The 19,903-nt window shown below is 73.9% G+C and carries 19 protein-coding genes; 7 read left to right on the top strand and 12 right to left on the bottom strand.

Translation table 11 applies throughout. The annotated features are described in order from the left end of the window. Positions 1–2 precede the first annotated feature (2 nt). The 8 genes from AB0E88_RS30215 to AB0E88_RS30180 all read right to left on the bottom strand — a co-directional run bounded on the left by AB0E88_RS30215 (position 3) and on the right by AB0E88_RS30180 (position 7,672). Positions 3–1,379: a deoxyribodipyrimidine photo-lyase gene (locus tag AB0E88_RS30215; RefSeq protein WP_361637189.1), complete on the bottom strand. Its 1,377-nt coding sequence runs from the start codon at positions 1,377–1,379 to the stop codon at positions 3–5. Between the two features lie 5 nt (positions 1,380–1,384). Next, a complete protein-coding gene (locus tag AB0E88_RS30210; protein WP_361637186.1) occupies positions 1,385–3,064 on the bottom strand; it encodes an SDR family oxidoreductase in 1,680 nt (559 codons plus the stop codon). A 112-nt stretch (positions 3,065–3,176) separates the two neighbouring features. Beyond that, positions 3,177–3,653 carry an MSMEG_6728 family protein gene (locus AB0E88_RS30205; RefSeq protein WP_361637184.1) on the bottom strand — a complete coding sequence of 159 codons (477 nt, stop codon included), beginning with the start codon at positions 3,651–3,653 and terminating at the stop codon, positions 3,177–3,179. 24 nt (positions 3,654–3,677) lie between these two features. After that, positions 3,678–3,914, bottom strand: coding sequence for a DUF2945 domain-containing protein (locus AB0E88_RS30200; RefSeq protein WP_361637182.1), 237 nt, complete (start codon positions 3,912–3,914; stop codon positions 3,678–3,680). 32 nt (positions 3,915–3,946) lie between these two features. Then, on the bottom strand, positions 3,947–4,828 hold the full coding sequence (locus AB0E88_RS30195; protein WP_361637179.1) for a short-chain dehydrogenase/reductase: 882 nt from the start codon (positions 4,826–4,828) through the stop codon (positions 3,947–3,949). A gap of 235 nt (positions 4,829–5,063) precedes the next feature. Then, positions 5,064–5,516, bottom strand: coding sequence for a hypothetical protein (locus tag AB0E88_RS30190; RefSeq protein WP_361637177.1), 453 nt, complete (start codon positions 5,514–5,516; stop codon positions 5,064–5,066). Positions 5,517–5,556: 40 nt separating this feature from the next. Continuing rightward, positions 5,557–7,176: an NAD(P)/FAD-dependent oxidoreductase gene (locus tag AB0E88_RS30185; protein WP_361637174.1), complete on the bottom strand. Its 1,620-nt coding sequence runs from the start codon at positions 7,174–7,176 to the stop codon at positions 5,557–5,559. Next, positions 7,169–7,672: an SRPBCC family protein gene (locus AB0E88_RS30180; protein WP_361637172.1), complete on the bottom strand. Its 504-nt coding sequence runs from the start codon at positions 7,670–7,672 to the stop codon at positions 7,169–7,171. Before AB0E88_RS30180 ends, AB0E88_RS30185 begins: the two co-directional genes overlap by 8 nt. 502 nt (positions 7,673–8,174) lie before the next feature. On the opposite strand from AB0E88_RS30180, the gene AB0E88_RS30175 reads away from it, so the two are divergent. The 6 genes from AB0E88_RS30175 to AB0E88_RS30150 all read left to right on the top strand — a co-directional run bounded on the left by AB0E88_RS30175 (position 8,175) and on the right by AB0E88_RS30150 (position 12,956). Further along, entirely contained in the window at positions 8,175–8,735 is a 561-nt protein-coding gene (locus AB0E88_RS30175) for a DNA starvation/stationary phase protection protein (RefSeq protein WP_361637170.1), read from the top strand. A gap of 328 nt (positions 8,736–9,063) precedes the next feature. Further along, positions 9,064–10,653: a PP2C family protein-serine/threonine phosphatase gene (locus AB0E88_RS30170; RefSeq protein WP_361637265.1), complete on the top strand. Its 1,590-nt coding sequence runs from the start codon at positions 9,064–9,066 to the stop codon at positions 10,651–10,653. Further along, entirely contained in the window at positions 10,650–11,747 is a 1,098-nt protein-coding gene (locus AB0E88_RS30165; protein ID WP_361637167.1) for a cobalamin-dependent protein, read from the top strand. The genes AB0E88_RS30170 and AB0E88_RS30165 overlap by 4 nt, the downstream gene beginning before the upstream one ends. Continuing rightward, on the top strand, positions 11,744–12,115 hold the full coding sequence (locus tag AB0E88_RS30160; protein ID WP_361637164.1) for an STAS domain-containing protein: 372 nt from the start codon (positions 11,744–11,746) through the stop codon (positions 12,113–12,115). Before AB0E88_RS30165 ends, AB0E88_RS30160 begins: the two co-directional genes overlap by 4 nt. A 106-nt stretch (positions 12,116–12,221) precedes the next feature. Then, on the top strand, positions 12,222–12,581 hold the full coding sequence (locus AB0E88_RS30155; RefSeq protein ID WP_361637161.1) for an STAS domain-containing protein: 360 nt from the start codon (positions 12,222–12,224) through the stop codon (positions 12,579–12,581). A 114-nt stretch (positions 12,582–12,695) separates the two neighbouring features. Continuing rightward, a complete protein-coding gene (locus tag AB0E88_RS30150) occupies positions 12,696–12,956 on the top strand; it encodes a GlsB/YeaQ/YmgE family stress response membrane protein (protein WP_361637158.1) in 261 nt (86 codons plus the stop codon). Positions 12,957–13,075: 119 nt separating this feature from the next. On the opposite strand, the gene AB0E88_RS30145 is transcribed toward AB0E88_RS30150, so the two are convergent. From AB0E88_RS30145 to AB0E88_RS30130, 4 genes are all read right to left on the bottom strand, one after another. After that, the gene (locus tag AB0E88_RS30145) at positions 13,076–13,498 is read right to left on the bottom strand and encodes an ATP-binding protein (RefSeq protein ID WP_361637262.1); all 423 of its coding nucleotides are present in this window, start codon (positions 13,496–13,498) and stop codon (positions 13,076–13,078) included. Positions 13,499–13,830: 332 nt separating this feature from the next. Next, positions 13,831–15,900 (bottom strand): putative Ig domain-containing protein, encoded by a 2,070-nt coding sequence (locus AB0E88_RS30140; protein WP_361637155.1) that lies wholly within the window; start codon positions 15,898–15,900, stop codon positions 13,831–13,833. Between the two features lie 415 nt (positions 15,901–16,315). Continuing rightward, positions 16,316–18,142 carry a glycoside hydrolase family 15 protein gene (locus tag AB0E88_RS30135; protein WP_361637152.1) on the bottom strand — a complete coding sequence of 609 codons (1,827 nt, stop codon included), beginning with the start codon at positions 18,140–18,142 and terminating at the stop codon, positions 16,316–16,318. A gap of 13 nt (positions 18,143–18,155) precedes the next feature. Then, positions 18,156–18,596 carry a hypothetical protein gene (locus AB0E88_RS30130; RefSeq protein ID WP_361637149.1) on the bottom strand — a complete coding sequence of 147 codons (441 nt, stop codon included), beginning with the start codon at positions 18,594–18,596 and terminating at the stop codon, positions 18,156–18,158. 289 nt (positions 18,597–18,885) lie between these two features. Between AB0E88_RS30130 and AB0E88_RS30125 the strand changes: the two genes are divergently transcribed. Beyond that, entirely contained in the window at positions 18,886–19,881 is a 996-nt protein-coding gene (locus tag AB0E88_RS30125) for a hypothetical protein (protein ID WP_361637146.1), read from the top strand. The last annotated feature ends 22 nt before the right edge of the window (positions 19,882–19,903 follow it).

Below are 19,903 nucleotides of genomic sequence, written 5' to 3'. Positions count from 1 at the left end.
CCTCATTCCTGCTTGCCACGGGCCTGGCGGAACCGCTCCAGGCCCTCCGGCAGCCGCACCACCGGGTCGGGGTAGTCGAGGGCCGCCCGCTCGGAGGCGGGCAGGTTCCACGGCTCGTGCAGCGCCGGGGCGTCTAGGCCGCGCAGTTCGGGCACCCAGCGACAGACGTAGGTGCCGTCCGGGTCGTACCGCTTGGCCTGGGTGACGGGGTTGAGGACCCGGTTCGGCCGGGTGTCGGTGCCGGTGCCGGCCATCCACTGCCAGTTGAGCTGGTTGTTGGCCACGTCGCCGTCGACCAGCCAGTGCAGGAAGTGGGCGGCGCCGATGCGCCAGTCGACGTACAGCGTCTTGGCGAGGAAGCTCGCGGTCAGCAGCCGGGCCCGGTTGTGCATCCAGCCCTCGTGGCGCAGCTGCCGCATCGCCGCGTCGATCACCGGGTAGCCGGTGCGGCCCTCCTGCCATGCCTCGATGTCGGCCCGCGCGGTACGCCGGGAACGCCAGCGGTCGTGCTTGGTGCGGTAGTCGGCGCGGGCTGCGGCGGGGCGGGCGGCGAGCACCTGGCGGTGGAAGTCGCGCCAGGCGAGCTGCCGTACCAGCGCCTCGGCGCCGGGTCCGCCGCGCCGCCGGGCCCGGTGGACCAGTTCCACCGCGGACAGGGTGCCGAAGTGCAGATGGGCGGAGAGCCGGGAGGTGGTGTCGGCGGCCAGGTCGTCCCGTGTGTCGTCGTAGGCGTCCAGGCCGCGCCGCCAGTACGCGGCCACCCGCTTGCGGCCCTCGCTCTCGCCGCCGCGCGCCAGCGCGGGCGAGACGCCGCTCACCTCGCCGCGGGCGGGCAGCGGCTCGCCGTGCACCTGGTCGGGGACCGGCACCCGGCGCGGGGCGGTGGCGACGGCCCGCAGACGCACCTGCGCCCACTGCCGGTGGTACGGCGTGAAGACGGCGAAGTGGTCCGACGAGGACGGCGTCACCTCCCCCGGCGGCACGGCCACGGTGACCGCGTCGTGCACGAACAGGCGGCGGCCGCACGCCTCCAGGGCGCGGCGCAGCCGGTCCTCGCGGCGGGTGGCGAAGGCGCTGTGCGCAGCCGCCATGTGCACCTCGTCGGCGTCCGCCTCGGTCACCGCGCGGCACACCTCCTCCACCAGGTCGCCGGAGCGCACGACGAGCCGTCCGCCGCGCTCGCGCAGGGAGGCGTCCAGGTCGGCCAGGCAGTCGGCGAGGAAGGCGCTGCGGTTGGGCGCGGAGAATCCGGCGGCCGCCACCGCCCGGTCGCGCACGAAGAGCGGGACGACCGCGTCGGCGGCCTCCAGCGCCGCCCGCAGCGGCGGATGGTCGTGCAGGCGCAGATCGGAGGTGAACAGGACGACCGAGACGTGCATGGGTGTCAGCTCCCCCGCGGTGGGTGACGGCGGTCGTAGCTGTCTTCCGCTCGGGCGGCGGGTGCGGATGCGCCGCCGTCACCCCGAGCGGCGGCGGATCCGGATGCGCTGTCGGCGCCCGGCGCGGGGGCGGCGGAGGTGTGGGAGGACCGCGCCTGCTCGTCCCGGGCGCGGCCCGCGGCGCGCACGATGTTGCGGGCCATGCCGCCGAAGACGACGGCGTGGAAGGGCGACACGCTCCACCAGTACAGATGGCCGAGCAGGCCGCGGGGGTGGAACAGCGCCCGCTGCCGGTACCGGACGGGCCCGCCGCCGTCGCCGTCCACGCGCATCTCCAGCCAGGCCAGTCCGGGCAGCCGCATCTCGGCGCGCAGCCGCAGCAGCCGGCCGCGTTCGATCTCCTCGACCCGCCAGAAGTCCAGCGAGTCGCCCACCCGCAGCCGCCGTGCGTCCCGCCGCCCCCGGCGCAGACCGACACCGCCGACGAGCCGGTCGAGCCAGCCGCGCACCGCCCACGCGAGCGGGAAGGAGTACCAGCCGTTCTCCCCGCCGATCCCCTCGACGACCCGCCACAGCGCGTCCGGTGCCACGTCCGCGACGCGTTCCCGTACGTCGGTGTAGAGGCTGCCGCCGGCCCAGTCCGGGTCGGTCGGCAGCGGGTCGCTGGGCGCGCCCGGCACGGAGGCCGAGGACCAACGGGTGCTGACCTGCGCCTCACGCACCCTTTCCAGGGCCAGGGCGACGGCCCGGTCGAAACGCAGGGGGTGTCCGGGCGGGCAGGGCACGTACCGTTCGATGTCGTTCTCGCGGCAGACCACCTCGTGGCGCAGGGACTCCGTCAGCGGACGCGCGATGGAGGCCGGCACCGGGGTGACCAGGCCGACCCAGTGGCTGGACAGGCCGGGCGTGAGCACGGGCACCGGGACGACGAGCCTGCGGGGCAGTCCGGCGACGGCCGCGTACCCCTGCATCATCTCCAGATAGGTGAGGACGTCGGGCCCGCCGATGTCGAAGGTGCGGCTGACGTCCTGCGGCAGTCCCGCGCAGCCCACCAGGATCCGCAGTACGTCCCGGACGGCGATCGGCTGGATGCGGGTGTGCACCCAGCGCGGTGTCACCATCACCGGCAGCCGCTCCGTCAGGTACCGCAGCATCTCGAAGCTGGCCGAGCCGGAGCCGATGACGACGGCGGCGCGCAGCACGGCGGTCGGCACGCCCGAGCCGAGGAGGATGCGGCCGACTTCGGCCCGGGAGCGCAGATGCGGGGACAGACGTGCCTCGGGGACGCCGTGCGGGGTCAGGCCGCCGAGGTACACGAGGCGGCGCACGCCGGCCCGGCGGGCCTGCTCGCCGAAGACGCCGGCCGCCGCCCGGTCGGCCCGTTCGAAGTCACGGCCGCTGCCGAGCGCGTGCACGAGGTAGTAGGCGACGTCCACGCCCGCCATGGCCCCTGCCACGGAGTCGGCGTCGGTGACGTCGCCGGGGACGATCTCCACCCGGTCCGCCCAGGGATGGTCGCGCAGCTTGCGGGGCGTGCGGACCAGGCAGCGCACCCGGTGGCCCGCGTCCAGCAGTTCCGGCACGAGACGGCCGCCGATGTAGCCGCTGGCGCCGGTCACCAGGCAGAGGAGCGGTTCACGGCTCGCCGCACCGCTCCGTGGGGTGGTGGGGTGGTCGTCGTGCATGAGCCCGCCTTCGCCGGTCGCCGTCGCAGGTACCTGTGCGGTCTCTACGCTGACCGGCTACCGGTCGGATGCGCCCGCCGCCCGCGGCGGTCGGGTGACACCGCGCGCCTTCTCAGCCGGCCGGTGCCTCGCGGTCGGAGGCCGGCCAGACGTACGGCAGGTCGTCGGGTACGCCGGGAAAGCGGGCGGCGTAGACCTCGGGGGCCTTGCGCACCAGGGCGGACTGGTGGCTGCGGTGGAAGGCGGCGTCCCCCAGCCACGGCGGCAGCTCTCCCGCCCTGGCCAGGTCCTCCTGACCACGCACGGGGGCACCGGGGCGCCGCGCGGCGAGACCGGCGACCAGGGAGGCGGCGCAGCTGTCCTGGTGGCCCAGCTCCCGCCACACCCGGCAGATCTCCAGGCCGTAGCGCACCAGCGCTTCCTCGTAGCCCGTCCACATCCGTACGGCGGGGTGGCGGCGCCAGCCGTAGCCGGGCACCGTCAGACCGCGCAGGACCTGGAGGGCCTCGACGCGCTGTTTGCCGAGCCGGCGCCGGTCGAGGTCGTGCGCCGACTCCCGGAAGTCGGGGCTGGTCAGGAACGTCTGCACGGCCTGCCTCCGCGGGTCCTTCTCTCAGCGCTTCTTCTTGTGCAGCGCGGACGGCTTGTGCACCGCCGTCCTGCCGGACTTCTCGCTGCGCACCTCGTACTGCGGGTCGTCCGGGGAGGCGTCCACCGTGCGGCCGGCGGCCTTCGTCCGGCGGGTGATCTCGCGTTCCACCGTGCCTTCCGTACTGCTGCCGTGGCTCTTCCAGGTGACCTCGTCGCCCTTGTCGAGCCGGTCGTCGGACTTCTTCTTCTCGTGTGCCATGGCATGTCCCTTCTTCCGAGGTGTCGCAGAGGTCAGCCGCCCGGCCCGCGCGCCGCCCGGTCGGCCAGGCCGCCCGCGCCGAGCGGGCCGGTGTCCTGGAAGGGCGCCTCGGCCTCCAGCCGGGGCAGTTCGCGGCGGGCGACACGCGCCACGACCGGCGGCAGGGCGGCGCGCACCGGCTGCACCAGGCGCAGCCAGGCCGGCAGGTAGACGGCGGTACGGCGGCGCTCCACGGCCCGGATCAGCCGCGCGGCGGCCACCTGCGCGCTGGAGACCCGGCGGGCCGGCGGCGGCATGTGCGCGCGCAGCTCGCGCAGCACGGCGTACCGGTCGGCGTCGCGCACCATGTCGGTGTCGAGCCAGTTGAGATAGGCGATGCCCACGCTCACGCCGTGGTGGGCGACCTCGGCGCGCAGGCTGTGGGCGAAGGCCTCCGCGCCGGCTTTGGCCGCGCAGTAGGCGCTCATCAGGGGGGCGGCGCCGAGCGAGGCGAGGGAGGCCACCTGGAGGTAGTGGCCCGCCGTGGCCAGCAGGTCGGGCAGGAAGGCGCGGGCCGTGTACGCGCTGCCGACGAGGTCCACCTCGACCACACGGCGCCAGGACACGGGGTCCGACGCGAGGAACGGGCCGCCCTCGGCGATACCGGCGTTCGCGACGACGACCGAGGCAGGTCCGAGGCGGGCGCGTACGGTACGGGCGGCCGCCGTGAGCGCCTGCGGGTCGGTGACGTCGGCCTCCAGGGCGAGCGCCGGGCCGGGCAGGGACGCCGCGAGCGCCTCCAGGGCGTCCCGCTCATGGCCGAGCGCGGCGACCCGGGCGCCCCGCCGGGCGGCCTCCCGTGCGAGGGCGGCGCCGAGCCCGCGGGCGGCGCCGGTCACCACCACCGTCCGGCCGGCGAGCGGGCTGCTGTCCATCGGTGGCCTTCCTTCCCGGATGTTCACGGCTCCCGCCCCTGCTTCCCGGTCACGGGCTCCACCGGATGCGGCCCGGCCGGCGCGAGGGCGGTGACCGGGGCCAGGGCGGTGGCCGGGGCTAGGGCGGTGGCCAGGGCTGGGGCGGTGGCCAGGGCGAGGGTGGTGGAAGGGCCCGTCCACCGCCGCACAGGGCGGCCCCGCCGGAGACGCCCGGGTCGCATGCCTTCGCCGCCGGTCATGCCTCCGGCTCGGGCGGTCGAGCCGTGTGGTGCGGGTGGCCGGGTGTGCGGCGGTCCTCCTTCAGCTCCGCCTCCAGCAGGTGGTCGCGGCCCTGCGCGAGTTCCTGCACGGCGCTCGCCTCCAACTGCTGGAAGGGCCGGTAGTAGGTGGCGTTGTAGGCCTCGACGATCTGGAACGTCCAGTGTCCGGGGATGACGTTGCGGCCCAGGATCTCCGTGCGGATCTTCTCCGCCCACTCCGGGTGGCCCGCCTCGTGCAGGAGTTCCACCGCGCGGTCCAGCTGGAAGTCGGCGGTGCCGGTCAGCTGGTGGAAGTCGTACAGGCGGCCTCTGGCGCGTTCGGTGGTCTCCAGGGCCTTGGAGAGCGCGCCGAGGGCCTCGACGGTCTTGTCGGTGACGCCGTCGGGGCGGCGGTGGTGGCCGTCGGGGCCGTGCGGGTGCTCGGTCATGGGGTCCTCCAGGGCGGTCCGTGGCATCGGCGGCGGACGGTCAGCGTGGGGCGCCGGTGCGGTCGCGGCGTGCGAGGAGCCGCTGCAGCGCGGCGCGTCCCGGTGGGCGGTGGCGGCGCAGCGCGGCCCGTGCGGCGTTGGCGCCGGGGGCGCCGTGCACTCCCCCTCCGGGGTGGGCTCCGGAGGAGGCCAGATACAGGCCGGGGACCGGTGTCTCGGGGCGTCCGGTGCCGGGCAGAGGCCGGAAGAAGAGCTGCTGGTGCAGTGCGGTGGTGCCGCCGTTGATGGCACCACCGACGAGGTTGGCGTCGAGCGACTGCAGGGTCGGGGGCGCGAGGACGCGCCGGGCGCGGATCAGCGAGCGAAAGCCCGGTGCGAAGCGCTCCACCTGGCGTTCCATGCGGTCGGCCATGAGCTCCTGCTCCTTGGCGTTCCACTGCCCGGTGATGCCCTCGTCACCGGCGTCGGCGCGGACGTCGTGGGGGATGTGGGTGTACGCCCAAGCGGACTCGGTGCCGCGCGGGGACCGGGTGGCGTCCGAGGTGGTCATCTGGCCGAACAGCAGGAAGGGCCGGTCCGGCACCTCCCGCATGGCGATCTGGGCGGCGAACCGGGTGAGTTCGTCCACTCCGTCCGCCAGGTGCACCGTCCCGGCCCGCGAGGCATGCTCGGCCTGCCAGGGGACGGGGCCGTCGAGGGCCCAGTCCACCTTGAAGGTGGCGAAGTCCCACTGGAAGCGCTTGAGGTCGTTCATGAGCTGCGTGGGCAGATGTTCGGCGGGGACCAGTCCGCCGTACAGCGCGGGAACCGACACGTCCGCCAGCACCGCCCGGCGCGCGCCGACGGCCTCGCCGTCAGCGGTGCGTACGCCGACGGCCCGCCCGCCGCGCACGACGACCTCCGTGACGCGTTGCCCGCAGCGCACCTGCCCGCCGCGCACCCGCAGTCGGGCGGCGAGGGCCCGGGTCAGGGCGCCGGAGCCGCCGACGGGGACGGGAAAGCCGTGACTCTGGCCCAGCATGGCCATCAGCCAGCCGAATCCCCCGCTGCCGGCCGACTCGGGGGCGAGGTCGGCGTGCAGCGCGTTGCCGGCCAGCAGCAGCCGGCCGCCCTCGCCGCGGAACTCCTCCTCCCCCATCCTGCGCACCGGCAGCAGCAGGGAGCGCGCCGTCCGCAGGCCGCCGGCCGCACGGAGCCGGAGGGCGAGCCGGGCTGTGGCGCGCACCGGCGGGAAGGGGGTGAACAGGGCGTCCAGCAGATCGGGCTGCAGGCTCTCCCACAGGTCGTGCAGGTGCCGCCAGGCGGCGCCGTCGCCCGGCGCGAAGCCGTCGAGGGAGGCGGCGGTGGTGTCCAGGTTCCGGTCGAGGACGGCGCAGCGGCCGTCGGTGAGCGGATGGGCGACGACGCTGGGCGCGTGGCTCCAGCGCAGTCCGTGTTCGTGCAGCCGCAGCCCGGCCAGGACGGGCGACGCGGCGGCGAGCGGGTAGAAGGAGCTGAAGAGGTCGTTCACGAAGTCCGGGTGCACACCCCGGTCGTGGCGCACGGCGCCGCCGGGTTCCGGCTGCTCCTCCAGGACGTGCACGTTCCACCCGGCGTCGGCCAGGACGTTGGCGGCCACCAGCCCGTTGGGCCCGGCGCCGATCACCACCGCGTCAGGCATGACCCGACCCGTGCGAAGGGGAGGCTGCGGCCAGGTCGCCCGCACCGCCGCGTTCCTCGCCCCGGGCCCGGGCCTCGCAGAGCTTGGCGAGGCGGGCGAGCATGGCGCGGTGGCGCACCTGGATCAGGACCTCGAAGCCCGCGTTGTGCAGCAGGCCGCCCGCCCCTTGCAGGGGATGCTCGTCGACGATGACCAGGCACCCGTCGCCCCACGGACGCAGTTCGATCGCGATGCGCGCCGTGCCCAGCGGGCCCGCGTTGGCCTCCAGTTCCAGCGCGGCGCCCTCCTCGCAGCGGCGCACGATCGTCTCGTTGGACAGGCGCAGCGGGCCGAGGGGGATTTCGTAGCGGATCGCCGCGTCCTTGTGCGGCCACTGGCCGCGTACCGGCTCCGCGGCGCACGGCCCCACCACCCAGCGCGGATAGGTTTCGCCGTCGGCCAGCACCTCCCACACGTCGCCGGGACGGGCGTTGATCAGACGGTGACGTACGGCCACGTGCGCCTCCAAGGGGTATGGAAGGCCGGTCGTGCGACCGGCCGCTGCCGAGTGCCCCCGCCTCACGGGTCCAACCCGGGCTCCCTGGTCACGGCGGAGCGGGGTGAGCCGGGGCCGCGGGAGCGTGCCCGGGGGCCCGGCGGGGCTGGTGATCCGGCGCCGACCCGGTCGTGGGCAGGATCGGTCGGCGCCGGACCGCGGCGCGGACGGGACACCGGCTGCTCGGAGGAGGAGGGCAGGCGGCCACACGCGCGCACTGTCCGTGTGCCTCGATTCACTCACCGCATCCGTCGCCCGTGCGAGTGGTCTTCCCTTCGGCCGTTCGCCGTACGCCCCGCGCTCCCCCGTCCCGCCGGCACCCTCCGGCATCCCGGCGGCGCCGCGCATCCGGGGGAGTCATGGATCGCGAAGAACGGGGCAGAGGAATGCAACACGATCTTGGGCCGGTCCGGCGCGGCCGCACCGGCCCTGTGCACGACACCGCACGACGAAGGAGTTCCACGTGCCCAAGGATCTGACCCCCCGCTACACGGTTCCCGGCATCGAGCGCGAGGCCGCCGGCCGCCTCATCGGCCTCCTCCGCCTGCGCCTGCACGCGCTCAACGACCTGCACCTCACGCTCAAGCACATCCACTGGAACGTGGTCGGCCCGCACTTCATCGCCGTGCACGAGATGGTCGACCCGCAGGTCGACCGGGTGCGCGACATGGCCGACGACGTGGCCGAGCGCATCGCGGCGCTCGGCGGCGTCGCCCAGGGCACGCCCGGCGCGCTGGTCGCCGAGCGCACGTGGGACGACTACTCGATCGGCCGCGCCGACGCGCTCGCCCACCTCGGCGCGCTCGACGTCGTCTACACGGGCGTGATCGAGGGCGTCCGCGCCGCGGTCAAGGAGGCCGGCGAGATCGACCCGGCCACGGAGGACCTCCTCATCGAGCAGCTCCGGGACCTGGAGCAGTTCCAGTGGTTCGTGCGCGCCCACCTGGAGAGCGCGGGCGGTTCGCTCGCGACCGACGGGGCGAGGACGGAGGAGCAGGGCGCGGCGCGCGGCGGCGATCTCTGACCGGCCGTCAGACCGGCGGCAGGACGGCCCCGGACGCCCGCTGGAGGTACTGCCGTCGGCCCGAGGCGGCTCGCAGCCGCGCGAACCGGGCGGCCGCGCAGGGGCCGTCGGCACGGGGCTGCCGGCGCGCGGACCGTTCGCCGAGCCGCTTGCGTCGCAGGGCCTCATGCGGGACTGTTGCCGGAGGACATCTGTTTTCTGTCGTAGAGAGGTGGTGGGGCGCGCCGATGGCGCGCCCCCGCGTGTGTTCGATGCCAGCGGCACCCCCGCCCATCCTTCCGGCGCCGTGGTCCATGGCGGCGCGGCCTGGGACCTGTCCCCCTTCCCGGTGATCGTCACGGACCGGGACGGCGGTGTGGTGGAACTCAACGACGCCGCGCGGATGTTGTGGCCGCGGGCCGCCGTCGGCGACCGATGGCGCGACACGGCACCGTCCTGGCTGGCCGATGCGCACACCCGGCTCGCCACCGGGACCCGGCTCGGCACGCCGACGGCCCACGGGGCCGTCGCGGACCGCCACTTCGAGGCCCATCCGACGGTGTCGGACGACGGTTGTGTGGCGTGGTGGCTCGTCGACGACACCGACCGGCGGATCGCCGAGAGCGCCCTGGCCGACGCCCGGCGGCGGTCCGCGTTGCTGTCCGACGTGGCCGGCCAGCTGCTGTCGACGCTGAACCTGACGCGCTGCATGGAGATGACGGCGCGGATGGCCACCGACCATCTCGCCGAGGCCGCGCTGCTCGTCGCCCCGCCGCAGGGCCACCGTCTGCCGTTGACGTACGCGCGTCGCGGCGGGCCGGTGACGCAGGTGACCGCGCAGGTCGACGCGCACGGCGTGCCCGGTCTCGCCGAGGCCCTCCAGGGGTTCCCTCCCGTTCCGGCGCGCTGGATCGACCCGGCCGTCCTGCCCGAGTGGGTGCACCCGCCGGACTTCGGCGAACCGATCGGTTCCGTCATCGTCACCCCGCTGCCGGGGCACGGCGTGCCCGCCGGTGCGCTGATCCTCCTCCGGTCCGGCCGTGAACGGGCCTTCAGCGAGGACGAGGAGCTGTTCGCGCGCCTCTTCGCCGCCCGCGCCGGGGCGGCCCTGTCCGCCGCGCGTCTGTACACCGAACAGACCGCCATCACCACCACCCTGATGCGGGAGCTGCTGCCGCCGACCCTGCGCAGCGTGCACGGCGTGGACTACGCCGGCGCCTACCGCCCGGCGCGCGACAACGAACGGATCGGCGGTGACTTCTACGACGTGCACCCCGGCGCGGATCCCGCCGAGGAGACGCTGGTGGTGCTCGGGGACGTGGCCGGCAAGGGCCTGGAGGCCGCCGTGCTCACCGGCAAGATCCGTAACACGCTGCACGCGCTGCTGCCGCTGGCCGACGACCACGCACGCATGCTGACCCTGCTCAACGGGGCGCTGCTGTCCTCCCATCACACCCGGTTCGCCACCCTGGTGCTGGCGTCGGTCCGCCGTCGCGGCGGCAAGGCGGATCTGCGGCTGACCAGTGCGGGCCATCTCGCGCCGCTGATCGTCCGTCAGGACGGCACCGTCGAGGAGGCCGACACGCACGGCTCGCTCATCGGGGCCCTGCCCCGGGTCACCTCCGTCAGCACCGACGTGACCCTGCGCCCCGGGGAGACCTGTGTGCTGTACACCGACGGGGTCAGTGAGGCGCGCGGCGGACCGCTCGGGGACGAACTCTTCGGCGACCACCGGCTCAAGCGGGCCCTCGCCGAATGCGCGGGCATGCCGGCGGAGGCCGTCGTCGAGCGGATCCAGATGCTGACCGCCCAGTGGGTGGGATCGGGCAGCCACGACGACATCGCCACGGTCGCCATCAGCGCGCCGCGGTCGGCGGAGCTGACGGTGGTGGGCGGTCAGGGCCGCGCGGGCTCGACGCCGGTGAGGAGGAAGGGGTGAGCGCTCCCCCGGTGAGCGCCACGGACATCCTGGTGGACGCGTTGTGGCAGGCCGTGGCGCACGGCGACGAGTACGCGGCCGTCGATCTGGTCCACCGGGCACGGGCCGACGGGATCGACGAAGAGACACTGCTGCTCGACGTGATCGCCGCCGTCCAGCACCGGGTGGGCGCCGAGTGGGCCGCGGACCGACTGAGCGTGGCGCAGGAACACGCGGCGACCGCCATCAGCGAACGGGTCATCACCGCCCTGGTGCACGCCCGGCCCCGGTCCGGCGGGCGCCCGGGCCCTGCCCGGGGCCGGGTGACGGTGAGCTGCGTGGACGGCGAGTGGCACGCTCTGCCGGCCCGGCTGGTCGCCGAAGTGCTGCGGTTGCGGGGCTGGGACGTGGACTACCTCGGGGCGCAGACACCCACCACGCATCTGGTCTCGCATCTGCACCACACGGGTTCGCAGGCGGTGCTGCTGTCGGGTTCGCTGCCCACGCACCTGCCCGCCGCGCACGCCGCCGTCACCGCCTGCCAGGCCGTCGGTGTCCCGGTCATGGCGGGGGGACGCGCCTTCGGGCCGGACGGCCGCTACGCCCGCGCGCTGGGCGCCGACCGCTGGGCCGCGGACGCCCGGGCCGCTGCGGCCGTGCTGGACGAGGGGCTTCTGCCGCCGGACCCGGCGACGGCCCGCCAGGCGGTGGACGACCTGCCGCACCTGGCCGACCAGGAGTACACGTTCGTCGTCCAGTCCCGCAGCCGTCTCGTCCGGCAGACGCTGACGGACCTGGAGAGCCGCTTCCCGGCCCTGCGCGGCTACAGCGACGAGCAGCGCGAGCGCACCGCGGAGGACCTCGCGCACATCGTGGGCTTCCTGGCCACCGCGCTCTACGTCGACGACGCGGACCTCTTCACCACGTTCCTCACCTGGACCGCCGACGTCCTCGACGCACGGGGGGTGCCCCCGCACTCCCTGGTCGTCGCTCTCGACGTACTCGGCGGCCCGCTGCGGGACTTCCCTCGCGCCCTGCGCCTGCTCCACGACGGGACGGCCGCCCTGGCCACCCGCGCCCTGCCCCCTGTCCCCGGCCCCCTCAGCGACATATGACCCAGCTTCCGCCCACCGCCCTGCGCCTCACCGTCACCCACCGGTCCCACGAGCTGACCGTGGACGTCGAGGGCGACCTCTTTCTCGACACCGGCGACCAGTTGGTCGACACGGTCACCGACCACCTCGTCCGGTGTGCGGACGTGCGCGTGGTGCGCCTGAGCTGCGCCCGGCTGTCCTGGATCGACTCCGTCGGCCTGTCGGCGCTGCTCATGGTGCACCGGCGGGTCTGCGCCGCCGGTTCCGTCCTGCGTATCGACGACCGCTCCTCCGTCCTGGACCGCCTGCTGCGCCAGACCGGCACGCTCGGTCACCTCACCGCCCTGGCGGGCCAGGACGACGACGCCGGCGGGGCCCACGCCACCTGACCTCTTTCGCGAGGCAACTCATCGCCCGGACGGGGTAGGAGAGGATCACAGGAGCAGACGGCACCCGCGCCGTCGCGCGAGCGGACCAGGGGCACGAGGACGACGGATGCAGTGGGAGAACAGGGCGACCGTGAAGGTGACCTGCCATGACCGAGTCTTCGAGATCAGCGTGCGTGGCGAGGTCGACTACGACGAGGACGACCTGCTGCAGGCCGCCTGGGCGGAGGCCGAGGAGTCGGCACGCCCGGTGACCGTGGTGGATCTGTCGCAGGTCACGTTCGCCGACAGCGGACTGCTCAACGCCCTGCTCGAGGCGTGGCACCAGCACCGGGCCGACGGCCGTGAACTGATCCTGCTCGGCCCCTTCCGCCCGCCCGTCGAGCGGCTGTTCACCCTCACCGGCACCCGGGACCACTTCACGGTCACCGACTCGCGCGCCCAGGCCATGCGCGCGGACGGCGTCTGAGGCGGAACGAACCGCGCAGGCGTACGGACCGCCAGTGCGGGCATTCGGGAGATGCACCAACGATCCACGAACTCACTGGTGAAGCTCACCGGTGAACAGGGAGGGAGAAAGAACGTGTCGTTCCTCTGGGCCATCGTCGCCGGCCTCATCATCGGTCTGCTGGCCAAGCTTGTCATTCCGGGCCGTCAGCCGATCCCGCTGTGGCTGACGAGCATCCTCGGCATCCTCGGCGGAGTCGCCGGCAACGCGCTGGCCACCGCCTTCGGTGTACGGGACACCGGCGGCATCGACTGGATCCGCCACATCCTCCAGATCGGCGTCGCGGCGGTCCTGATCGCCTTCGTCACCCCGCTGTGGGCCCGACGCCATGCATGAACCCGGGCGACCGGCCCCGTCGGCTCATGGCCGCCGGGGCCGGCGCGGGCACGGGACCACGGCAGCCCGCTGAACAGCGGTGCGGGTCCACGCGTCCAGACTGTCGGGCGGCGGTCACGCTAGCGACGTCCGCCGAGCCGCTCCTCCGGCGGATCGGCCAGCGTGATCCGGGCGGTGACACGCTTGCCGAGCGGCTCCCGCTGCACCTCGAACCCCTGCACGACCGCCATCACGATCTCCAGTCCGTGCTGGCCCACCCGGCCCGGATCGGCGGCCCGGGCCACCGGAAGCGACGGGTCGCTGTCCCAGACGACCACCTCCACGAGGCCGCCGACGACCCGCAGCTCCATCAGCACCGGTCCCGGCGCGTACTTGCGGGCGTTGGTGACCAACTCGCTGACCACGAGCCGCGTCACGTCCATCGCGCGCGCCGACACCGGCAGCCCGTACTCCCGTTGCACCCGGGCCAGGAAGCCGGCCGCATGACGGCGAGCCTCGGCGATGCTCGCGCCGGCTCCGTCGAGCGCGACGATCTCCTGCATCGGCTCACGGCCGGCCACACCTTCACCGCCAGGCGCCGAATCCACCGGGTCCATTCGCGTTCCCCCGTTCATGAGCCCACGTCTTCCCGCCGAAGGGCCGGACATGCCCGGCGGCCGCCCCGAGGCTCGCCCGCCCTGCCGACGGCGCCGGAAACCGGATGCAACGGTACGCCTGCGCAGGCCCGCTGCTGACCGGCGGGAGCCCTGGGACGCCGGTCCGATTCCGCCACGGGCCGTCCGGGCCGCCCCGAGCCGGCCGGACCGGTCCGGCAACACCGCGTCCCGCACGCGGACGGCTTCCGCGTGCGGGACGGATGTGGTGGGGCGAGGTGTCAGCCGGTCGTCAGGGCGGTGTCGTCCACGACGAAGCTGGTCTGGAGGGAGGAGTCCTCCACGCCGTTGAACTTCAGGGTGACCGTCTGGCCCGCCAGCGAGGACAGGTCGAAGGTCTTGAGCACGTAGCCCGAGGCGGCGTTGGCGTTCGAGTACGTCGCCAGGGTCGTCGAACCGGCGGTGACCGTCAGCTTGTCGTAGGCGGTGCTGCCGGTCTCGGCGGTGTCGATGTGCAGGTAGAAGGTGAGCGTGGCCTTGCAGCCGGCCGGGATCGTCACCGACTGGGACAGGGTGTCGGTGTGCGAGGAGCCGTAGCCGTCCAGCCAGGCCTTGTAGGAACCGCCGTGGGCGGCCTCACCGGTGTCGTTGGTGATGACACCGCTGGTCGAGGTCCAGCCGGTGCTGCCGGACTCGAAGCCCGCATTGGCCAGCAGCTGGGCCGAGGAGCAGGTCGAGCCGGAGGAGCCGACGGTCCAGGTGAAGGACGTCGAGCCGGAGGCGCCGGTGGAGTCCTTCGCGGTGACGGTGACCTGGTAGGTGCCGGCGGTGGTCGCCGTACCGGAGATCAGGCCGGTGGAGCTGTTGACGGACAGGCCGGTCGGCAGGCCGGAGGCGCTGTAGGTGAGCGCGGCGCCCGCGCTGTCGGTGGCGTGGATCTGCAGGCTCGCCGAGGAGCCGGTGGCGGTGGACTGGCTGCCGGGGTTGGTGACCGTCACCGTGTTGCCGGTGCTGGTGCCGGCGGTGAAGGCGGCGGTGCCGTTCGGGGTGCCCCAGCCGGTCGGGCCGTCGTAGCCGGCGCCGGCGGTGCAGAAGTACGAGGTGGAGCAGGAGCCGTTGGAGCCGCTGGTCACGTCGTACAGGTTGCCGGTGTGCTGGTAGGGGTACTTCGCCGGGTAGTCGGTCGTGCCCGGGGTGCCCGCGAGGGCGTAGACGCCGGCGACGATCGGGGCGGAGGCGCTGGTGCCGCCGTAGACCGCCCAGCCGGAGCCGCCGTAGGTGTCGTAGACCGCGACACCGGTGGCCGGGTCGGCGACGGCGGAGACGTCGGCCTCCATGCGCTTGGCGCAGCCGGTGTCGGTCTGCCAGCTCGGCTTCGGGTCGTAGGCCGAGCAGCCGGAGCCGGTGCCCTCGGTGGAGTTGGTGTGCCACACCGACTCGCTCCAGCCACGGGAGTTGGAGGCGGTGGTGAGCGCGGTGCCGCCGACGGCGGTCACGTACTGGGAGGTCGCCGGGTACTCGGCACCGTAGGCGGAGTCACCGGAGGAGACGGTGATGGCGACGCCGGGGTGCTTGAAGTACTGGGTGTCCTCGGTGGTCTGCGAGGAGGCCTCGGAGCCGCCCCAGCTGTTGGAGACGACCTTGGCGCCGAGCGCGACGGCCTCGTTCTCGGCTATGCCGAGGTCGGTGTCGTTCGCGGAGTTGGCCTCGACGAGGATGATGCTGCAGTTCGGGCAGACGGCGCTGACCATGTCGAGGTCGAGGGCCTCTTCACCGGCCCAGCCGGTGTCGTTGGTCGGCAGCGAGGTGGTGGAGCCGGTCTGGCTGACCTGCTTGAAGCAGCCGTTGGCCTTGGTGCAGGAGGACAGGCCGTAGGTGGAGCGGTAGGTCGCGAGGTCCGCCTCGGCGTTGGGGTCGTTGTAGGCGTCAACGATGGCGACCGTGATGCCGGTACCGCCCGTGGTGGGCAGGTTGTAGGCGCTGTGCAGGTTCGCCGGGGACAGGCCCGACGGGGTCGCGGCGGCGAGGGCCGCGGTGAGCTGCTGCTTGATGTCGGTGCGGCGCTGGGCGAAGCACGACGCGTGACCGGGCGCGGCGGTGGCGCACAGGTGCGTGGTGGGCACCTTCTGGCCGGCCTTGCCGGTGGAGTGGTAGGTCTGCCGCTCGGGTGCGGTCAGCGCCTTGTGGTTCTGCGCGACCTTGGTGGTGTGCGGCGCGGGAGCGGCGGTCTGGGCCGCCCCTGCCGTCGGTGCCGCGACGAGTCCGGTGACGGTGAGGGCGAGCGCGGGGAAAGCGACGGCGACGAGTCTTCGCAGACTCTGCCGGCGCCCGCTCGGGCGTGACTCACGCATGGGGTACTGCCTCCGTTGTGAGGTGGGGATCGCACTGGGTGGGCAGGCCCGTGACGCGCGCAGCGGCGGCAGAACGACGCAGTCATGAGCATGACACTCAGCCCCGCATGCTGGTTGAACATGGCATGACAGGGTGCGGGAGGAACATAAGTCCGGAGCGCGCCGGCCCGGCAGTACCGGACGGAATTCTTTGCTCCTCCATAGGATGCGATTGACACCGCCATTGGAGGTCACTGGGCGGGCCTTGAACGCACGCCACGGGTGCGGTGGCGGCTGTGGCCGGCGGCGGACACACCGCCGCGGACGACGAGCATGTCACCGGGCACGGGCCGCCTGCGGGCCGTTCGGGTGTTCCGACGCCCCCGCCCAGCCGCCGGGCCCCTCCCTCAGCCCACCGGTCCCGCCGGCAGGAGGCTCAGCTCTCCGCCCGGTCCAGCGCCTCGTCCAGGGCCGTCGCCGCCGTGATCAGGGCGAGGTGGGTGAACGCCTGCGGGAAGTTGCCCAGTTGCTCGCCCAGGGGGCCGATCTCCTCGGCGAAGAGACCGACATGGTTGGCGTAGGTCAGCATCTTGTCGAAGGCGTAGCGGGCCTGGTCCAGGCGGCCGGCTCGGGCCAGGGCGTTCACGTACAGGAAGCTGCACAGGGAGAAGGTGCCCTCGCTGCCCCGCAGGCCGTCGGGCGAGGCGGCGGGGTTGTAGCGGTGGACCAGGCCGTCGGAAACCAGTTCGGTGTCCATCGCGTCGAGGGTGGACAGCCAGCGCGGATCACGGGGGGCGACGAAACGCACCGCGGGCATCAGCAGCAGCGAGGCGTCGAGGACCTCGCTGCCGTAGTGCTGGACGAAGGCCCCGCGCTTCGCGTTCCAGCCGCGGTCCATGATCTGCCGGAAGATCGCGTCACGCGCCGCCGTCCACGCCGTCAGGTCGGCGGGGCGGGCGAACGCGGTGGCCAGAGTGATGCCGCGGTCGAAGGCGGCCCAGCACATCACCCGGCTGTAGGTGAAGTCCTGCCGCCCGCCGCGTGTCTCCCAGATGCCCTCGTCGGGGCGGTCCCAGTGGGTGGTGAGCCAGTCGAGGGTGCCTGACAGGCCGAGCCAGCCGTCGTAGCCGTAGCCGGACCACTGGGCGTCGTGGACGCGGGTGAGGGCCCAGGCCGCCTCACCGTAGATGTCCAGCTGGAGCTGACCGGCGGCGCCGTTGCCGATGCGGACGGGCGCCGAGCCCCGGTAGCCCTCCCAGTGCGGAAGGATCTCCTCCGCGAGGTGGGGGTCACCGTCCACCCGGTACATGATCTGCAGGGGTTCGCCGGTGACCGTCCGCTGCTCGTGCAGGCGCGTGCCCAGCCACTGGCGGAAGGCGTGCGCCTCCTCCTCGTGGCCCAGGTCGAGCAGGGCGTGGACGGACAGGGACGCGTCACGGACCCAGGTGTAGCGGTAGTCCCAGTTGCGTTCACCGCCGAGCTGTTCGGGCAGGCCCGTGGTGGCCGCCGCCACGGGGGCGCCGGTGGGGGCGTAGGTGAGCAGCTTGAGGGTGATCGCCGAGCGGTTCACCGCGTCCTGCCAGCGGCCCCGGTAGCGGCTGCGGCGCACCCAGCCGTGCCAGAAGTCGCGGGTGGCGTCGAACGTGTCCGCCACCTGCTGAAGGGTGAAGTCCGGCCCGGGCGGCGCCCCCGTGGCGTCCAGGGTGAGGACGACCGCTGCTGTCCGCCCCTGCGTCAGCTCGGCGTCGGCGACCACGTCGTCACCGTCCCGTTCCAGGCGTACGGCGCCCAGCGGCTGGAGGAGGGCGTCCGTGCCGGGCCCCGCGAAACGGGCGACGCCCTCATGGAGTTCGAGACGATGCCGCGCCCGCCCGTAGTCGAAGCGCGGGCGGCAGGTCAGGCGGAACCGGACCCGGCCGCGCGGCACCCGCATCACCCTGATGAGCCGGTGCCGGGCGCTCGCGGTCAGCGGGTGGTCCAAGGGCATGAGGTCGACGACCTCGCCGACGCCCTGCGGAGTGAGGAACCGGGTCACGAGGATCGCGGTGTCCGGGAAGTACAGCTGGCGCGTCGTGACGTCGGGGCCCTCCACGGTGATCGCGAAGTGGCCGCCGCGGTCGTGGTCGAGGAGAGAGCCGAAGACACTGGGCGAGTCGAAACGGGGAGCACACAGCCAGTCGACCACGCCCTCGGAGGAGACCAGCGCGACGGTCTGGAGGTCTCCGACGAGGCCGTGGTCGGCGATGGGCGGGTAACGTCGCACGCGTCGGCGGCGGTCAGCTGGTCGCTTCCCGGTGGCCGGCCAGCGCCCAGACGACGAAGACGTCGACCGCCATCATGAACAGGGACCAGACGGGCTGGTAGGGCAGGAACAGGAACTGCGTGACCAGGCTCAGCGAGGCCAGGGCGATTCCGGCGAAGCGCGCCCAGGCCATGCCCTTCAGCAGGCCCGCTCCGGTGACGGCGACGAGGGCGCCGACGACGATGTGGATGATGCCCCATCCGGTCAGGTTGATCTCGTAGACGTAGGTGCCGACGCGGGCGTACACATCGTCCTCGGCAACCGCCGCGATGCCCTGGAGCACGGCGAGGACGCCGCTGCACAGCAGCATGACGGCGGCGAAGATGACCCCGCCCGCGGCCCGGCCGCCGCTGTCGCCGGCCGCCTGTGGCGGCCAGGGGCGGTCGGATCGGTTCGACTGTGCGGCCTGGCTCATGGGGGTCCCTTCTCCTGCCGACGGCTCCCGTGGCGTCGCCGCCCGGGGATGCGCCGTGACGTCGCAGACCAGGAGATCTGCCGGCGCTACGAGCGTCCGGCCGCCGGGGCCGTGCGGCCATGTGGGGTGGGCCGAGCGGGTGACACGGGCCGGCGCCCGGCCGTGAGCGGCCGCGGGCCGGGTGCCGGACCGCTTGAATGCCACGCATGGCGCATCCGGGAACGCTGATCCTCCCTACGGCGGTCGCCGTGCCGGCTGTGCTGCCGGCCCTCGGCACACAGCCCCGCAGATGACGGTGCCGCAGCCGGCGCCCCCGTCCCCCGTACGGTCGCTGCCGCGTTCACTGCTGCGTCAGGTGCGCGCCGACCCCGGGCACCTCCCCGAACATCTCGCGCTGTTCGCGGTACGGCACCTGGCCCACGCCGCCGGGCGACGTACGGCACGCCTGCGCGACCAGCGGCCCGACGCACCTCTCGACGAGCTGCGCCACCGCGTGATCGTGCGCGGTGAGCGCACCGTCGTGGCCGAGGGGGCCTTCGTCGGAGGGCCCGTCCTGCTGCTGGTGCCGTTCGCTTTCTGCGCCGCGCTGCTCGGCCAGGCCCGCACGGTGCTGGAGCTGGCCGCGCTGAGCGGCCGGGACCCGGCCTCCCGGGACCGGGCGGCCGACCTCCTCGTCCTCCAGGGCGTCCACGCCGACACCCGCCGGGCCGCCCAGGCGCTCGCGGCGACGGAGCGCGCGCTCCTCGGCGAGAAGCGCCCGGCCGCACAGCGCACCCGCCGCGCCGGTCTGTGGCACCTCACCCTGCGCATGGCCCGCCTGCTGGGCCTGCTCACGCCCGCGACGGACACGCGCCGGCCCGCCTGGTACGTCCAGGCGGGCCGGATCGCCCTGGTGGTGCTGGTGATCGCGGTGGGCATGGTGGCGCCCCTGGTGTGGGTGCCCTACATGGTGGTGTCGTACCGGTCCGCGACCCGTCGGCTGCTGGAACGCACGGACACCTACTACTTCGGGCCCGCCGGTGGTGCCGCGCGCCCCCGCTCCCGGCTCGACCCCGCCCTGCTGCTCGCCGCGGGACGGGCCGTGCTGTCGCTGCTGCTCCCCGTCGTGGTCACGGTCACCTTCCTCTTCGCCGACCTGCGGTTCGCGGGCAGCAGATGGGCCGCCGCCGGGCTCGCGGTGGCCGCCATGTCCGTCACGACGGGCGTCGTGTGGCTCGTCCACCGTCACCGCCGCCGCCGGGAAGACGGCGACGAGAGCGACGGCGTCACTCGAGGCGGCCGGTGAGCACGGCGGGCGGAGACACCGG

Source organism: Streptomyces sp. NPDC028635 (assembly GCF_040637635.1).
Classification (GTDB): domain Bacteria; phylum Actinomycetota; class Actinomycetes; order Streptomycetales; family Streptomycetaceae; genus Streptomyces.
Note: the sequence above shows the minus strand (reverse complement) of the source record. Positions and strands in the feature narration are given on the sequence as shown.

Coding starts and splice junctions, on each gene's coding strand:
- AB0E88_RS30140 (WP_361637155.1), bottom strand. CDS start 15,900: ATGCGTGAGTCACGCCCGAGCGGGCGCCGGCAGAGTCTGCGAAGACTC.
- AB0E88_RS30200 (WP_361637182.1), bottom strand. CDS start 3,914: ATGGCACACGAGAAGAAGAAGTCCGACGACCGGCTCGACAAGGGCGAC.
- AB0E88_RS30190 (WP_361637177.1), bottom strand. CDS start 5,516: ATGACCGAGCACCCGCACGGCCCCGACGGCCACCACCGCCGCCCCGAC.
- AB0E88_RS30145 (WP_361637262.1), bottom strand. CDS start 13,498: ATGCAGGAGATCGTCGCGCTCGACGGAGCCGGCGCGAGCATCGCCGAG.
- AB0E88_RS30125 (WP_361637146.1), top strand. CDS start 18,886: ATGACGGTGCCGCAGCCGGCGCCCCCGTCCCCCGTACGGTCGCTGCCG.
- AB0E88_RS30195 (WP_361637179.1), bottom strand. CDS start 4,828: ATGGACAGCAGCCCGCTCGCCGGCCGGACGGTGGTGGTGACCGGCGCC.
- AB0E88_RS30130 (WP_361637149.1), bottom strand. CDS start 18,596: ATGAGCCAGGCCGCACAGTCGAACCGATCCGACCGCCCCTGGCCGCCA.
- AB0E88_RS30210 (WP_361637186.1), bottom strand. CDS start 3,064: ATGCACGACGACCACCCCACCACCCCACGGAGCGGTGCGGCGAGCCGT.
- AB0E88_RS30215 (WP_361637189.1), bottom strand. CDS start 1,379: ATGCACGTCTCGGTCGTCCTGTTCACCTCCGATCTGCGCCTGCACGAC.
- AB0E88_RS30160 (WP_361637164.1), top strand. CDS start 11,744: ATGACCCAGCTTCCGCCCACCGCCCTGCGCCTCACCGTCACCCACCGG.
- AB0E88_RS30185 (WP_361637174.1), bottom strand. CDS start 7,176: ATGCCTGACGCGGTGGTGATCGGCGCCGGGCCCAACGGGCTGGTGGCC.
- AB0E88_RS30155 (WP_361637161.1), top strand. CDS start 12,222: ATGCAGTGGGAGAACAGGGCGACCGTGAAGGTGACCTGCCATGACCGA.